Annotated in this window: 9 protein-coding genes; 6 read left to right on the top strand and 3 right to left on the bottom strand. The window is 46.3% G+C overall.

Features of this window, described 5'->3' with window-relative positions; translation table 11 throughout:
- Nucleotide 1 precedes the first annotated feature (1 nt).
- Nucleotides 2-6,046, top strand: coding sequence for a thioester reductase domain-containing protein (locus tag U2F10_RS34865; protein WP_499874753.1), 6,045 nt, complete (start codon nt 2-4; stop codon nt 6,044-6,046).
- Between the two features lie 9 nt (nt 6,047-6,055).
- Here the strand turns inward: U2F10_RS34865 and U2F10_RS34860 are convergent, their stop codons facing one another.
- Nucleotides 6,056-6,469, bottom strand: a complete 414-nt coding sequence (locus tag U2F10_RS34860; RefSeq protein WP_499874752.1) for a rhodanese-like domain-containing protein — start codon at nt 6,467-6,469, stop codon at nt 6,056-6,058.
- A gap of 220 nt (nt 6,470-6,689) precedes the next feature.
- Nucleotides 6,690-8,801 carry an ABC1 kinase family protein gene (locus U2F10_RS34855; protein WP_163665570.1) on the bottom strand — a complete coding sequence of 704 codons (2,112 nt, stop codon included), beginning with the start codon at nt 8,799-8,801 and terminating at the stop codon, nt 6,690-6,692.
- A gap of 519 nt (nt 8,802-9,320) precedes the next feature.
- Between U2F10_RS34855 and U2F10_RS34850 the strand changes: the two genes are divergently transcribed.
- The 5 genes from U2F10_RS34850 (at nt 9,321) to U2F10_RS34830 (ending at nt 14,920) form a co-directional block, all read left to right on the top strand.
- Nucleotides 9,321-9,569 carry a DUF6200 domain-containing protein gene (locus U2F10_RS34850; RefSeq protein WP_163665568.1) on the top strand — a complete coding sequence of 83 codons (249 nt, stop codon included), beginning with the start codon at nt 9,321-9,323 and terminating at the stop codon, nt 9,567-9,569.
- 153 nt (nt 9,570-9,722) lie between these two features.
- Nucleotides 9,723-10,901: an HlyD family secretion protein gene (locus U2F10_RS34845; RefSeq protein ID WP_499874750.1), complete on the top strand. Its 1,179-nt coding sequence runs from the start codon at nt 9,723-9,725 to the stop codon at nt 10,899-10,901.
- The gene (gene devC, locus U2F10_RS34840) at nt 10,898-12,061 is read left to right on the top strand and encodes an ABC transporter permease DevC (RefSeq protein ID WP_499874748.1); all 1,164 of its coding nucleotides are present in this window, start codon (nt 10,898-10,900) and stop codon (nt 12,059-12,061) included. Before U2F10_RS34845 ends, devC begins: the two co-directional genes overlap by 4 nt.
- 41 nt (nt 12,062-12,102) lie before the next feature.
- Nucleotides 12,103-14,058, top strand: coding sequence for an ATP-binding cassette domain-containing protein (locus U2F10_RS34835; RefSeq protein WP_163665562.1), 1,956 nt, complete (start codon nt 12,103-12,105; stop codon nt 14,056-14,058).
- A gap of 22 nt (nt 14,059-14,080) precedes the next feature.
- On the top strand, nt 14,081-14,920 hold the full coding sequence (locus U2F10_RS34830) for an SDR family NAD(P)-dependent oxidoreductase (RefSeq protein ID WP_163665560.1): 840 nt from the start codon (nt 14,081-14,083) through the stop codon (nt 14,918-14,920).
- A gap of 195 nt (nt 14,921-15,115) precedes the next feature.
- Here U2F10_RS34830 and U2F10_RS34825 read toward each other — a convergent pair whose 3' ends face one another.
- Complete coding sequence (locus U2F10_RS34825) at nt 15,116-16,666, bottom strand: IS5 family transposase (RefSeq protein WP_499871961.1); 1,551 nt, start codon at nt 16,664-16,666, stop codon at nt 15,116-15,118.
- Nucleotides 16,667-16,786: the final 120 nt, after the last annotated feature.

Below are 16,786 nucleotides of genomic sequence, written 5' to 3'. Positions count from 1 at the left end.
CATGAGCAATATCCATTCAACACCTTCACCTCAACATCAGCCCGATGGTTTGTCCGCCACTAGCTTGTCCGCTACTAAGCGAGCCTTGATTGCCCTTAGGGAAATGCGGGCTGAACTGCAAGCGGTGAAGTCTGCCCAGACTGAGCCCATCGCCATTATCGGCATGGGCTGTCGTTTTCCCGGTGGTGTTAATTCTCCTGATGAATTCTGGCAATTGCTCCAGCAGGGACAAGACGCCGTTGGCCCAATTCCCTCAGATCGTTGGCCTGGGCAGGCAGCTACTTATGAAACCACGACATCATTAGCGGGACTGCTGGACCAGGTGGATAGCTTCGATGCCCAGTTTTTTGGGATTACGCCTCGGGAAGCTCGTAATTTGGATCCGCAGCAACGCCTGCTGCTAGAAGTCAGTTGGGAGGCGTTGGAACAGGCCCATCAGGTGCCACACCAGCTGCGCAACAGTGCCACAGGGGTGTTTGTCGGTATTAGCAGCCAGGACTATGCCAATCAGTTGTTGGCGGCAGACGAACCCGTCGACACCTATTCCGGTACCGGTAATGCCTTTAGTACGGCGGCTGGTCGGCTTTCTTATCAGCTGGGCCTAACGGGGCCAAGTCTAGCCGTTGATACCGCCTGTTCCTCTTCCCTTGTTGCCGTTCATCTGGCCTGTCAGAGTTTACGGCAACGAGAATGTACCCTGGCGCTGGCCGGTGGGGTCAATCTCTTACTGGATAGCCACACCCATGAGGTGCTTTCCCAAACCGGTATGGTGTCTCCTGGTGGTCCTTGCCGCACATTTGATGCCGGTGCCAATGGCTATGCTCGCGGTGAAGGCTGCGGGGTGATTGTGCTCAAGCGGCTTTCGGATGCCCTGGCGGATGGAGACCCCATCCAGGCTATCCTGCGGGGCTCAACCACTAACCAGAACGGCCATCGGGGTGGGTTAACGGCTCCTAATGGCCCTGCCCAAGTTGAGGTGATCCGCCAAGCACTGGCGAACAGTGGTGTCAATCATTCACAAATTAGCTATGTGGAGGTGCAGGGGACAGGCACCCCTCTGGGAGACTCCATTGAAGTCAATGCCTTAGGGGAGATTTTCCCTCGGGATCGCACCACCGCTCAATTTCTGCATATCGGCTCTGTCAAAACCAACATTGGTCATCTAGAAGCTGCAGCTGGTATTGCCAGTGTGATCAAAGTGGTTCTGCAACTGCAGCATCGACAAATTGTCCCCCACCTCCATTGCCAGACACCGAACCCGCACATTGATTGGGATACGTTGCCGGTGACGGTGCCAGAAAGCCTGACACCCTGGGACGTTAAGGATGACCGACGTATGGCTGGGGTGAGTGCCTTTGGGTTTAGTGGGACAAATGCCCATGTGATTGTGGAGGAAGTCGGAAAACTAAAATCGGAAGTCGGAAGTCGGAAGTCGGAAAATCAGTCTAAAAATTTACTTACGTTGTCGGCTAAGAGTAAAAAAGGGTTAGAGACGCTAGTGAATCAGTATGGGCAACACTTAGAACGATATCCTGAGCAGGGATTGGCAGATATTTGTTGTGGTTCGCAGGTGGGGCGATCTCACTTTACCCATCGGTTAGCGATTCGAGTTACCGATCGGCAAGGGCTGATGACGGCACTGCAACAACTTGAAGCGGGTCAGACGTCAGCCCAGGTGCAGCAGTGGCAATTGCCTAAGACGAACTACAGGCCCAACATTACCTTTTTGTTTACAGGGGACGGTGCTCAATATTCAGGAATGGGGCAGCAGCTCTATGAAACCTACCCTGTTTTCCGGCAAGCCCTTGACCAATGTGCCGAGATTCTTCAATCCGTCTTAGGTCGGCCTCTGCTCGAAATCCTTTATCCGGATTTGTTTTCCTTTGACCCAGGGCAGGCACAAGGCCAGCCCCTACAGTCTCCCTCTCCTTCTCTCCCCCAAACAGCCCTCTTCGCCTTTGAATATGCCCTCGCTCAGCTCTGGCAATCCTGGGGTATTCAGCCTAACCAGGTGATGGGCTATGGCTTAGGAGAATTTGTGGCGGCTTGTGTTGCGGGTGTTTTTAGCTTGGCGGATGGACTACAGTTGATTGCCCAGTGGGACCAATGGTGGGCAAACATCACAGATCGGGGACAGGCACTGACCGTGCTCGCACCTGTATCCCAATGTCAGACATTGCTGGCCTCCTATGGAGCATCCGTTGAGATAGTGGCGTATAACAGTCCGAATCATTTTGTACTGTCTGGTGCGACTGCAACAATGGCTGACATTTGTGATGCCTTGGAGGATGAGGGCCTCCTATACAAATGCTTGGAAACGGGTGCGCTTTCGCCCCATTGGGTTCAGTCTTCGCTATTAACGCCGTTGCTAACGAAATTTAGGCAAGCTGCAGAGAACATTTCCTATGCCTGCCCGCAAATTCCCCTGGTTTCAACCATTAATGGCACTTTAGTAGGAGATGAGGTGGCTACCCCTGATTATTGGAGCGATCATTTTCTCCAACCCATTCAGTTTACGGCTGGCATTAGAACACTGTATGAACAAACCCAGGAGTCCAGCGATCTTCTGGGACCTGAGCAAGCGTTAGAAAAGGTGCCGTCTCAAAACGGGAAGACGCACTCTTTAACAGAGCCACTATTCCTCGAAATGGGGCCTAAGCCGCTATTGATTGGGATGGGACAACAATGCATATCTTCAGGGATATGGTTGCCCAGCTTGTATCCAAGCCAATCTGACAAGGACTCTATTTTACAGAATTTAGGTTCGCTCTACGTGCAAGGGGCAGCGGTGAACTGGCAACAGGTTAATGTCGGTGTTGATTACCAAAAAGTTGACTTACCCACCTATCCCTGGCAACGTCAGCGCCATTGGTTCCAAGAGCCAAAAACGGACATACAAGATAAAAGTTTGTCTGATCGTAGGGGCGCATGGCCATGCGCCCCCTCAGTAGAGATGTCCCATGCGCGGAGAATTCCGGATACTAGCTATCTTCCGTTTCAAATTTTCTGTTTATCTGCAGCTACTGAAGCAGAGCTATTTACCCAGGCTGAAGCTACGGTCAAGCGCCTACAAACATCGTTAGATTTGGGACCTAAACCAGACCTAGCAGCGATTTGTTTTGAGGCAAATACTTATGATAGTGGAGCGCGATCGCGCCATCCCCATCGCCTAGCCGTCATCGTTCAGTCCGCAGAAGAACTGCATCAGACTCTCCTCCAATTCCTCGCGGGGCAAGATGTTCCCAATGTGTTGTGGGGACAAATCAGTAGCCCCACAAGTGCGGACATCACCTTTCTATTTGGCGGCTTTCAATGGCCCTATCGCGGGGCAGGGTATGAACTGTATCAAACTCAACCTGTTTTTCGAGAAGCCATCCAACGCTGTGATGCCATTGTGCAATCTCTCTTGGGAGGATCGCTGCTGGATTACCTTTATTCTGCCAATAAATCTCCTAATGAAACTGCCCTAACAACTGATCAGGACATGGTTTATGCCATGCCTGTCATATTTACCTTGCAATATGCCCTGTATGAACTATGGAAATCTTGGGGAATAACACCATCATTGTTGCTGGGGGCCAGTTTTGGTGAATACACTGTGGCCCATGTGGCTGGGGTGATTGACCTAGACGATACATTACATCTGTTGGCATCCTTTGGGCAGGCATTAAAGGGAGTGGCTCCCACCCATCAAGCGGTGATCGTCAATGCTAATGAAGCTGTAGTAACAGAAGCAATTAAACCTGTTGCCCAGGAGGTGTCAATCATTGTTTACGCCGGGGCCTGTAACTTAATTTCAGGAGAACCTGCAGCGATGGAGGCCGTGATCCAACACCTGAGTGATCAACAGGTGGCCACCATTGATCTACAGCTGACCTATGGATTCCATACTCAACAGCTCCAGACACCGGAAGTACAAAATACGCCAACAATGGCAGATATTTCTCTGTCTCCTCCCCAGTTAAAGGTGGTGTCTTCTTTGACGGGAGAGCTAGTTGATCAGGTCCTGACCACCTCGAATTATTGGACTCGCATGGCCCTGGAACCAGCCCAATTTTCTAAAGCGATTCACACCTGTCTGCATAATGGCTGCGAGATTTTTCTCGGCGTCAGCGACGATGCCGCCAGTTTGAGCATGGGGCGGGCCAGTGTACCGCCTGGAACCGGGCTGTGGCTAGCAAGTTTGCGGGAGAAATTATCGGATTGGAAACAACTGCTGCGCAGTCTGGGCGAACTCTATATCCGTGGAGTCCCCATTGATTGGGCAGGCTTTTATCAGGGCTACCCTCAGCGTCAAGTCATGACGGATCCATTGTCTGTCCCAGCTTTATCCCCTGTGATGCAAGCTCTACAAACGGGCCACCTGGACGCGCTAGTCCATCAATTGAGTACGGGGGGAATTTTTTCTCCGGCTGAACAACAGCTTTTACCGAAGCTATTACGGCAATTATCTCAACAATATCGACAGGAGCTATTCTCTAAGGATCAACCTAAACTCGTAGTAAGTGCAGAATTACCAAGAACGCACCGTTCCCAACAGAGTATTCTTGCTCAACTAGACACAGCATCTAGTGCCGAGCGTCAGCAGCTTTTGAGTAGCCATATTCAAACTGCGATCGCGCAAATCATGGAGCTACCCCCAGCCCAAGTTTCTCTGCTTGAACCTTTGGGTAATTTAGGCCTCGATTCCCTGATGGCCCTCGAACTCAAAGAAGCGCTCGAAAGTACCCTGAGGGTGGACATTCCCCTGGGGCAATTAGTTGAAGGGGTAACTATTGCTGGGTTAGCTCGATTTATTGATGACGCCCGTGATGGAACGACAGTAGAAGCAACCGATAGTGCAGAACCAGATTTAGAAGCAGAGGCCATTTTAGAGCCAGCTATCGATCCTACGAACCCGGCATTATTGTCCGTATCAGATCCGTTACATGCCGAACCAATTTTGCTGTCTGGAGCCACTGGTCTAGTGGGCGCTCACCTGTTAGCTGAACTACTGCAGCAAACAACCGTCGATATCTATTGTCTTATCCGGGCTCAAGATGCTGCGGCTGCCCAGCAAAAGCTAAAGCGCCAACTTGAAACCTTTGGTTTATGGCAGCCCTGGTTTAACCAGCGTATTGTGCCAGTGGTGGGGGATTTATCAGCACCTTGGCTGGGTCTGTCAGCCGAGGTGTTTCAACAACTAGCCGAGAACATCGGAGTGATTTACCACAGTGGAGCATGGGTTAATCATGTTTATCCCTATTCCACCTTGAAGGCGACTAATGTGTTGGGTACAGTAGAAATGCTGCGTCTGGCCTGTACCCATAGAGTTAAGCCCGTTCACTTTGTTTCCACGCTTTGGGTGTTTATGGCCTCGGCCTATACAGATGACCAGGAGCCCATTCGAGAAGAGGATCCGTTACTATCTCCCAAGGGACTGAAGCATGGCTACTTGCAAAGTAAGTGGGTGGCGGAAAAGTTAGTGGAAACAGCGCGAGATCGCGGTCTTCCCACATCTATCTATCGATTAGGTATTGTGACTGGGAACAGTCAAACCGGAGTAGGTAATAACGAAGACTTGTTTTCTCGCATGATTAAGGGGTGCGTTCAGCTAGGCCAGGTGCCTGCGCTCCCAGGGGTGTTCAGTAACTATGTACCCGTTGACTATGTAGCTCAAGCCATTGCCCAGCTTTCTCTTCAACCTATGGGGTCTACATTCCATCTGCTTCACCCCCAATCTATCCCCACGGAGAACCTGTTCCAATGGTTAAGTTCTTTTGGGTATACCCTTAAGAAAATTCCCCTAGATCAGTGGGTCGCCATATTAAAACTATGTCCTGAGAATTCTCTCTATCCTTACATGGTAGATTTTCGAGAAGATCTACTAAATCTTCAAAAAGCTGGGATAGATTTTAGCCGTATTAATACCCAAAATACTGTTATTGGGCTGGCTAACAGTGGTTTGAGCTATCCGCTCTTAGATGAAACATTACTCAAAACCTATGTAACCCATTGGCGTCAAAATGATTTTTTACCCAAGGCCGATTCAATTCCGGTGCCTTAGCTGGGGCAACTATGCCGCTGCAACGACAGCATTGATTGCATCAGCTTCCCCCTTTTCCACATCTAAGCCTAGACGGCACCATTCCATCATGCCCCCCTGGATGTTATAAACTTCCTTAAACCCGGCTTTAGCCAGTTGCTCTCCTACTAAATAGCTACGTTGGCCAGCCAGGCAGATAATGGCAACAGGGGTATCTCTCTTTTTAGTCAAATCTTGTAGCCACTGAGGCCAGCGATTTTTTCGACTTTCTTTAGACCGTAGACCCAAGAGAACGTCAGTCATCCCCACTAACCTGGCATTGGGAGCTCGAAACGTCTTGTACTCTATCTCCATGCGAACATCAATGAGAATAGGTCGGTTAGGTAAGTTTAGAAATTCCTTAGGAGAGATGTTAACGCAGCGGGGTTTGGATGTGGATTGCATGGGATAGTCTCCGGTTTAGTGATTAGGAGTCGCACAGCTCCTGTGCAACGTTGAATCTATTATCAGAAAACTCCCCGACAGAAAACATCCCGAAAAATTCAGGTTTATTCAGGTTTCAATTCAGGTTTATTCAGGTGTTTAAGTAAAGGAGGCCATAGGTGTGATCTAGATCTTATAAGGGAATGATGACGCTCACCATGTTCCCCTGTAAACCGACGAACTAACGACGAATGGATCGATCTCGAACCCGAAACCAAATACGACGAGTACTAATGATGGCTATTGCTACCATAAAGCCTTGGTACAGACGGTTGGATAAAACTTTTCTGATAAGCTCTCCCTGGAGGAGCATGTCTCCCTGGATGTTTTGGATGCCTGCAATTGCGATCGCAAACACCACCCCCACTATCAAAATAAATCCAACCGTCCACATGATATTAGAAACAGCATAAGACAGCTTATCCACCAAAGAGGTAAAGGTATATTTTGGGAAATCCAAAAACTGTTCCAATCGATTACGGGCTGTATCGGCTAACCTGAACCATTCTTCCAGTTGCGTATAGCTTTGCTCTTGATTGAATAGATTCCGTGACTGTTTGCGTATCCGTTTTCGCGACTGTTTACCCATGGATTTCAGATACTTAGTCAGCAACTTGATAGAATCAATCTTGCTATCCAGCCGCATTACGATGGTGTCATACAGTAACGTTGCCCTCACCAAATTCAACGTGTCGCGAGCTACTGGAATTTGATACTTTCCAGCCAGCTTCATCACCCCTAACCAGGCCGTCATCGATGTCCGTTCCCACCATTCTGCATGTTTAGACTCAAATGCAAAGACAACTTGCCAATAAATCAGCTCTAACTCACGCTCAAATGAATCGACATCAATGGGAGGTAAGGGTTCTAAGACACTGATGGCACTTTGCACCATGCCTCGAACATTTTTATTAATAAAACAGTAATTAAGTCGTTGGCTATGACGACGAGTTTTTTCACTCATGGTCCCACAGGCCCCAAAGTCAATAAACGTTAGTTTATTGCCAGGCCGAATCACAATATTGGCTGGATGGGGATCAGCATGAAAAATAATGTTTTCTAAATTACCCCAGCAATTTGCCCAAGCTAACCGTTTGGCCACAATTGTTGGGTTGATATCAATGCTTTCCAAATAGGCAAGGGCGTCTTTATCCTTCTGCTCAATGGCAGCTAGAACTTCCCAAAGCCAAACGCCAGATGCAAATTCTGTGACTAGAAGATCTTCACTCAGCAGTTCAAAATAGACCTTTGGTGCATTGATAAAGGAATTTTTCGATTCTTTCACCGTTTTACGAAAAACTTCCTGGTATCGGGCCTCATGGCGAAAATCTAATTCTCCCAGGATGACCTCCCGTAAATCGGCTCTTAAATAGGTGGTGGTGCCTGGGCGAACAATGGCTAACAGTTCCACTATCCCTAACAGCCAATTCAGGGCTTGCCAATCAGCCATCATAAGTTTGCCAATATTGGCGCGACGTACCTTGACTGCCACCTTATCGCCATTGTGTAAAACAGCTTGATAAACGCAGGCAATTGAGGCAGAGCCAATAGGTTCTGGGTCAAACTGAGTAAAGGTGTCTGCTAAAGGTTTTTGGGTAACCCGTTCAATCACCTGGATGGCATGCTTTGTTGTTTCGGGCGGTAGCTTATCTAAAAGTTTAGATAGCTCAAGGCAGTAAGGGTAGGGCAATAGGTCAACCCGCATCGCCATTTGTTGACCAAGTTTAATAAAAATCCCCCCCATGCTTTGTAATATGATCCGTACCCGCTGGGCGCGGCGCTCTACCGAATCTTTTCGTTGTAGCCAATCCCAAAATATGAGAGTCCAAAATTTAACGATGGCATATATCCACACCCCCAATCTCATCAGTACCTGCAGAAAACTCACCTGGATTTGCATGATGCTCATCATCGGTGGTGGGCTACCATAAATATCGGGATTTATACCTAACTGTTGGCGACGTTGCATGGAGCGAATAGGGGCCTCATCCTCAATCCCCTTCGAGGAACTATGGGATTCGGGTCTATTGTTTTCCCATGGTTCGAGGGAGTTAGTCTCTAAAACTTTTTGAGATCGCCTTTTCCGTTTGATCAAGCGAGATTTAGAGGGCTTAGCGGTTTGAGAAAGCCATGATTGAATGCCTCTGCTAACAGCCTTTTGGACGCGATAGGAAGATGATGATCGTTTGATATTGGGCAAGTTTGTGTAAGCTGTTGGTGATGAACCATTGTCACCGTTAACGTTTATGGGTTTGATCACTTTAATTCGAGGTCGCTTACGATTCTTACCCATGATTCTTAAACTTTTTTAAAAACACAATGATGCATTTGAATTATTTTAAATTTATTTGAATTGATTTATTTTGAAGTGGTCGTTTACCTGCTCGAATTTAATCATTTAGTTATAAATGGCTGAATGATTAGAAATGTAAGGATCTATCTATATTCTCAAAAGAAAACGTTATTTTCATGTATAAGTCTTCTTTATATAAGAACGTTTGAATTTGTTAATGTAGGCAAGGAGATTTTATATTCCAATCATCTTAGAAAGCAAGACCGATTAAATTCCAGCTTTTGGATGTACAGGTGTTCTATAGAACACCTGTACAAAACACATTGTCAACTCTTTTGATCCCGAGCTTTATCGCTTGTCTCTATGCCCTCCTGGCTTTACCTCTCCATAGGAGATTATTTCATGTACCATAATTAATATTTAGTTTATTAGTTTCTCACTCTGAATTAGAGCAACTTGTTGCATGATGCTGATCATGCTTAGCCATTAACCGAACCAAAGTCAGGATTTTTAGGAACCATGAAAAATATTCAAATGCCTGTTGTTGTTAATCTTGGTAAGACGAGCAAAAAGAATATCAAGAAGCTTGAAAAAGGTCGCGGGAAATTAATGGATGAAGTTCAGGAAGTTTTAGAACGTACCCAATACCAGTTGGGTGATGCAGCAGAGGATAAGATTCTTGTCCCTATTGTGGTGGTGTATAAGGAAAAGCCAAAGAAAATTAAAACAGCCCTAGATTGGTTCAATAAGCAAGCTGTTCTTAAGTAGAGGAACTGTATATTAAAGAGTAAAAAATATCTTGGCAAGCGTTTCTGTTTCACTCGGCCATTTCCCAGCTAAACTCGTCAGCCATAGCCCTTGGACTGATTCCATGTTGGTGAATAGTTATTTGCTCAGTAAATCAGTTCAATTCACTTGACAATGCAGCGAAGATATAAACTAGCCATTGCTTGTATTACACTGGCAATGATTGCATTGGCAGTGCATAGGCATCTATTTCCCAAGGCTTCTGAGCCAGTGCAATCATTGCCAGAGGTCCCTGAAATTAATGCCAATAAACCTGAAACGGTTGTTGCTTTAGGGCGTGTGATCCCCAAGAGCGGCGTCATCAGTTTATCTGGCCCGTCTCAGTTGTTTGGTGCACGAATTGCTGAAGTGAATGTTCAAGAAGGGGATGAGGTAACAGCAGGTCAAATAATTGCCTTGTTGGATACGTTTTATTCCCAGCAAGCAGAGTTAGCTATGGCCGAACAGAGAGTTTCAGTGGCCAAAGCTCGGCTGGATAAAGTCTTGGCTGGTGAAGCTAAACTTGGAGATATTGCTGCCCAGGAAGCAGAGATTGCTAATTTAGAAGCTCAATTGCGTGCGGAAGTGATTGAGAAAAAGGCTTTGATTGAGCGTATGCAGGCTGAATTGCAGAATGCGGAAAAGGCTTATCAACGTTTTCAAGTTCTTTACGAAGATGGTGCCATCAGTATTTCTGACTTAGATGACAAGCAAGAACAGTTTGAGGTTGCCCAGGCCCAGTTGAATGAGGTAAAAGCTCAATTAGAAAATATTCAGTCCAGTCGTACTCAGCAGATCCGCCGTGAAAGTGCCACTCTAGAAAGGTTAGAGGAGGTGCGTCCAGTGGATATAGCTGTTGTTCAAGCTGAACTTAAAGCCGCTACCGCCGCCGCTGTAACAGCTGCTTCCAACTTGGAACTAACCCGTATTCGAGCTCCAGTAGCTGGACGCATTCTAAAAATTCATACTTTGCCAGGTGAGCAAATGGGTCAGAATGGCATTGTGGATTTAGGACAAACCCAGGAGATGTATATCCTGGCTGAAGTATATGAGACCGATATTGCCAAAATTCAGGCAGGACAAGCTGCCACGGTCAAATTGAGTGCCTTATCTGATGAACTTCAGGGCACCGTGGAAAAGATCTCTCATCAAATAGGGCAAAAAGAAGTTTTTGATAATGATCCGGCCTTGGAAATTGATGCCAGGGTCTTTGAAGTGGAAATTCGTCTTAACCCATCTGATAGTGAGAAAGTGACCCAGTTCATTCATATGGAAGCCGACGTTACCATTCAAATCACTGCTTCGGTCCAATGAATTTCTTTACATCAGAAGCATGGCTCCAACTCACCCATAAGAAGTCTCGTCTGTTTGTGAGCTTGTTAAGTGTCATGCTCTCGGTCACGCTGATGTTTACCACCACGGCACTGCGTGATGGCATTTTTGAGGATGCAGTTACGATTCATAAATCTCTGAGAGCTGATTTATTTATACAACCGGGGCAATTGGAGTATTTTTGGGCGCTAAGCGCGCGCGGATTTCCTCGGCGGGTGATGGATCGAGTAGCCGCTATTGGTGGCGTCACGGAAACCAGCCCATTTTATATGAATTGGACCAACTTCAAAAACCCAGAAACATTAGCGCAAAAACAAATTACTATTTTTGCCTTTGATCCTGAGCGCCCTGTATTTAATCTGCCTGAAATTAATCAGCAGCTGGATGTCATAACGCGGTCTAACACATGGCTCTATGATCAGCTGGCTAAGCCTGGATATGGGCCTATCATCCAAGAAGTTCAGGAGAAAGGCTCGTTTACAACAGAAATAGCAGATAAAAAAATTACCATTGCAGGTCTTTTTACCTTAGGAGGAGGCATTTTATCCGCTAATGGTATCCTGATTACGAGTGATTTTAACTATTCAAATTTATTAGGCTTTTCCCTAGCTAAAGTGAGTTTAGGACTGGTTAATTTAGAAGAGGGAGTAGATCCTCAAGCCATTAAACAGGAGATAGTCAGTATTTTGCCAAAAGGAATAGAAGTATTGACAAAAGAAGAACTGATTGCCAATGAGAAAAAATATTGGACGACGGGTTCACCCATTGGGTTCATTTTTAATACATTGGCAGTCATTGGTTCGATATTTGGGGGAGTAATTGTCTATCAAATCCTATTTACCCAAATTTCAGATTATCTATCTGTCTATGCCACCTTTAAGGCAATTGGTTATACAAACCAATATTTGATCAATACAGTTCTCCAAGAAAGCATGTTAATGGCAGTTCTGGGGTATATTCCCGGATATATTTTTTGTCTCTATCTCTTTAATTTAGTTCAGAGCGCTACTCGGCTGCCTATGGATATGAGTTTTAGCAGAGCTGCTTTGGTCCTTGTGCTAACGTTTATTACCTGTGCGTTAGCAAGTATTGTAGCAATTGTAAAACTAAAGGATGCCGATCCTGCTGATCTCTTTAGGTAAGAGTCTAGTCTGAATAATTTTTTATTTCGTGTGCTGAGCCAATGACTAAGCAAACCATTATAGAGGTTAAAAACCTTAATCATTACTATGGTCGACGGACACTACGTCAGCAGGTTTTATATAACATTAACCTTTCCATTGAATCTGGAGAAATTGTTATTCTAACTGGGCCTTCAGGGTCTGGTAAAACTACGCTACTTACATTAATTGCCGGTTTACGATCAGTCCAAGAAGGCTGTTTAATGGTTCTCAATCGAGATATTTCTAAAGCGAGCGATCGCAAACGGCTAGAACTGCGCCATCAGCTAGGCTACATTTTTCAGCACCATAATTTAGTGCCCTTCTTTACCGCCAGACAAAATGTTGAGATGGCACTAAAGCTAAACCCTGGCCTATCAAGAAAACGATCCCAGAATCGGGCAGAAGCGATGCTAGAATCTGTGGGCTTAAAGCCCCAGATAACAAGCTATCCTCACCAAATGTCGGGAGGGCAAAAACAGCGTGTCGCCATTGCCCGTGCCCTAGTCAATCAACCCAAAATTCTACTAGCGGATGAACCTACTGCGTCCTTAGATAAAAGCAGTGGACGTGATGTCGTTGAGCTGATGCAGCAGCTCACCAAACAGCAAGGCTGCACCATTGTGTTAGTGACCCACGATAATCGAATTCTTGATATTGCTGATCGAATTATTAGTTTAGAAGATGGTCGTTTATCCCAGGCCAAGGGTGAATTGTTGCTGAACATCAATAACTTGATGTCGGAAATTTTTCAAATGGAAACCAGTCAAATTAGAACATTGATTGATCCATTATCAATTGAGCAATTTTCCATATTCTTGAAGCAGCTTAATAAAGAATTCGAGCAGATTCTAAGTACGATGAACCTGCTCAAAAACCGTTCTGTCAATCAAAAACTAAACTTGATTATACAGGCGGTCTCTATTAAAATTTCTCAGCTGATAGCTGCCCAACAAGTAACTTTTTTCGTGGTAGATAGAGATCGGTATAAGCTTTGGTCGCAAAGCGCACGCAGTGCCTCTGGAGAACCGATTAATATTGAAATTCCCTTAAATGCTGGTATTGCCGGTCATGTTGCTACGACGGGAGAAAGTCTAAATATTCCTAACCCCTATAACGATTCTAGATTTAATCCTCAAGTTGATAGGGATACTGGGTTTAGGACAAGAAGTATCCTTTGTATGCCGATTTTTAACTCTAGTCGTGAAGTGTGTGCCGTTATCCAGGCCCTCAACAAAATTGGTGATGCAGCCTTTGACCAGGCAGATGAGACCAGGTTTTATGAGTTAACCCAATTTCTAGGAAATGTTCTGGAAACCAGTATTTTATATGCGCGAGAAACCAATGTTTCTCGGCATCAATCGTTGATTCAAAACGCCCATGAATTAAGGCGACGAGTAGACTCTCTATCCACAGATAAATTTATTGCTTTTCTAGATCAACTTAACCAGGAACTTCAATCTTTTTTAGACTCTGCTGTATCTCCTGACAAATCAGTGTTAAAGCAAAAGCTTCAAGTTCTGCTGCAGGTTATTTTCCTCAAGATTGGTCAAACCCTTCGAGTAGAGAGAGTTGCCGTTTTCTTAGTGGATCTCTCGAACCAGGTCTTGCGTACCAATACCGCCATAGATGAAGATAATAATCTTTTTGCAATTGAGATGCCGCTTGATACTGGGATCGCGGGATATGTTGCAATCACAGGAGAAGTCCTCAATATTCCATCCCCCTATGATGACCATCGCTTTAATCCACAAATTGATAAAGATGCTGGCTTTATTACTCGAAATATATTGGCCCTACCAGTTTTTGGTTTCCAAACAGGTGAAGTGATTGCCGTTATCGAGATCATCAACAAAATAGGTGACATGCCTTTTGATTCAGAGGATGAGGCAAGACTATTGGAGTTTATCCGTGAATTAGGTAATGTTTTCCAAATGAGTATCCAGTGTATGCGTCATGCCTATCAGTATTTGAGCTGATTTCTAAGGAGAGTTAGTAGCAGTGTCAATCAAGTCCAAAGTAGTGCTGATGGTTGGGGCCTCGTCAGGATTTGGAAAAGCAACCGCAGAGATGCTGTTAGAACTGGGTTGCATTGTCTATGCCACCTCTCGAAGTGTTGAGAAAATGCAAGATCTGCTTATACAGAAGGCACATCTCTTAGGGTTGGATGTGACAGATAATGCCTCGATCATAGCAAGTGTAGAACAGATACTTGCGGAGCAAGGGCGTATCGATGTTGTTTTTGTGAACGCTGGTTATGGGGCTTATGGAACAATAGAAAGTATCGCTATAGAAGAAATCCAAAACCAGTACGACGTTAATGTTTTTGGTGTGGCAAGGGTCCTCAAGGCTGTGCTCCCCGCTATGCGTCAGCAGAAAAGTGGTCGAATTATTTTCACCGCTTCCCTCGCCAGTCATCTCTCGATAGCGTGCACAGGCTGGTATGCGTCAACTAAACATGCCATAACTGGTATTGCCAGGGCATTACGCCAGGAGGTTAGAGATCTTGGGATTGAGGTGATTATTATTGAGCCTGGAATAGTTAAAACAGGGTTTGATCGTGTTGCGTTTGATTTACTGGATCACGTTGAGCATCCCGCTGATTATTTGCCTTTAGTTGATGACTTCAGGCATTCTATGGCCACGAGTTATGCCAAGGCTCCTGGAGTAGACAGTACGGTAAAAGCTATGGTGGCAGCAGCCATCGCCAAACGCCCCAAAACCGTTTACTGCACTACAGTCGATGCCAAGGTTTTGAAATTTTTGCAGGGCGTGTTAAGCGATCGCATCGTTGATTGGCTAATTCTCTTTTGGCTTAAGCAAGCTTCGCGCAAGCATTAGGGATATCTGGCTAATGAGTAAGCTAAAGGCGCACCACACGCTATCAAAAATCAATCCCTTTACCTCAATTGCCAACGTAGGAGTAGCGAATTCAACACCACGCTGATGGAGCTAAAGGCCATAAACCCACCCACCCAGATGATTTGGTCAATCATAACTAGGGTTTGCTGAAAAACTCAATAGAAATCTCAGGGATTATCCAGCAGCCCAGCCAGGGTCAGTAGCCCCTTTCCCAGGGTCGAGCCTTTTCAGCCAGTCCTTGCTTAAGGTGTCTGTAAAGGGTCTCACATCTGCCTGAGAGCGGCGGAGTAAGCGGATCACCCCCATCAAAAACAAGCCAATAAAACGGCGTAGCCGTTTCTCCAAGTTCATCACCAAACAAGTGATGGCAATCATGGTTTCAGCAGTTTGGGCGAGTTTGGCCATGACGTGTCCGAGTCCAAATCGTCGTTTGGCCTGACCAAACTTACCTTCGACAGTGACTCGAATACTCTCATCGTCTCGGGCTTGTTGTCGGAGGAAGGCGTGTTGAGCTTCATCGAGTGACGGTCGACCCAAGGGCGGACCACTTAGACGGATGCCATGCTGTTTACACCACCTCAAGTTATCGCGTGTCCGATAAATCTGGTCGGCATGCACTGAGGCGGGATAGTGTCCGGTGCGGGCGCGAAAGCGTTCTATCTGGGGTATCAAGTCTTCGGATTCATTAAAGTTATCCCAACTGAGACGGTCGAGAAACACATAGCCCGCCACACAACTCATGGCGAATTTGGCTCCAAATTCAACGGGGGTTCCGGCTTTACCGCGCACAATGGGTCGTACATGGGGCTGTGAAATACTCACAATGCGGTCATTAATCCGTCGCTGCTTGTGTTGATACATGTGCTGTTGTTGGCGATAGACCTCATAAATCACCAACAGGGTCTTGTACTCTCGTGGATTCAGCGCTGCAAGCGTTGCGCCTGCTTTGATTAACCGGTCAATGTACCCTAGGTTTCGTCGCACATAGTTGAGTTGTTGTCGGAGGCCTTTACGAATCAACTTGCGTGACTTCTTGCGCCGTTTCACAATCCTGAGGTAGTCTCTGCGGGCGGTTTGTCGATACGTTCGAGGCTTCTTTGGAAGACAGCCTGCTACCTGTTGATACAACTCATCAATGAGCCGTTCACTGTGCTCTCTCGCTTGGTTGAGTAAATCGAGGTCAGTCGGATAGTGAATATCGGCAGGCGCACAACTCGCATCCACAATCAATTGACCTTGATTGCCACTCGATGGCGGGGCTGGTGGATCTGAGTCATCATCGCTCTCGGATGCACTGTCCTCAGATGAGGCGGAGGCGGGGGCCATGCCTGCTTCAACCACCGACTCATTGACCGCTGACACCAGGTCGACACGGATTCGTTTGCGAAAATGAACCAGCATCGACGCATCAAACGGGGGCGTGTCGCTGTACTCATGCAGTCCAAGAAAATATTGCAGATACGGGTTCTCTCGTATTTGGTCTATCGTCTCTCGGTCGCTGGTACCCAATTTCTCTTTGATAATCAATGCGCCCAGAGCCATCCGAAAGCCCTTCGCTGGCGCTCCCATATCCTCGCTAAACTGGCTAGCATAGGTTGATTCGAACTCATCCCATGGGATCATCTCGGCCAGTTTCACCCAGCGATTCTCCGACGATAATTTGCCCCCAAACGGTAGATAAAAATCTTCGAAAGATAACTGGCCAGGTGATGATTGTCGGTACATTTCCCTGAGTAGGTGCAAGGGTTTTAAGCATTTTAGCCACTTTTTCGTGCACTTAAGCACATCTCAATACAATGAAACCCTTGCAAACTATGAAAGCTGGACTTCAACAGCAAACCCTAA

Source organism: Leptothoe sp. EHU-05/26/07-4, from assembly GCF_043421015.1.
GTDB classification, from domain to species: Bacteria; Cyanobacteriota; Cyanobacteriia; order Phormidesmidales; family Phormidesmidaceae; genus Leptothoe; species Leptothoe turfae.
The sequence above is the reverse complement of the archived record's forward strand: the minus strand, read 5'-3'. Positions and strand labels throughout refer to the sequence as shown.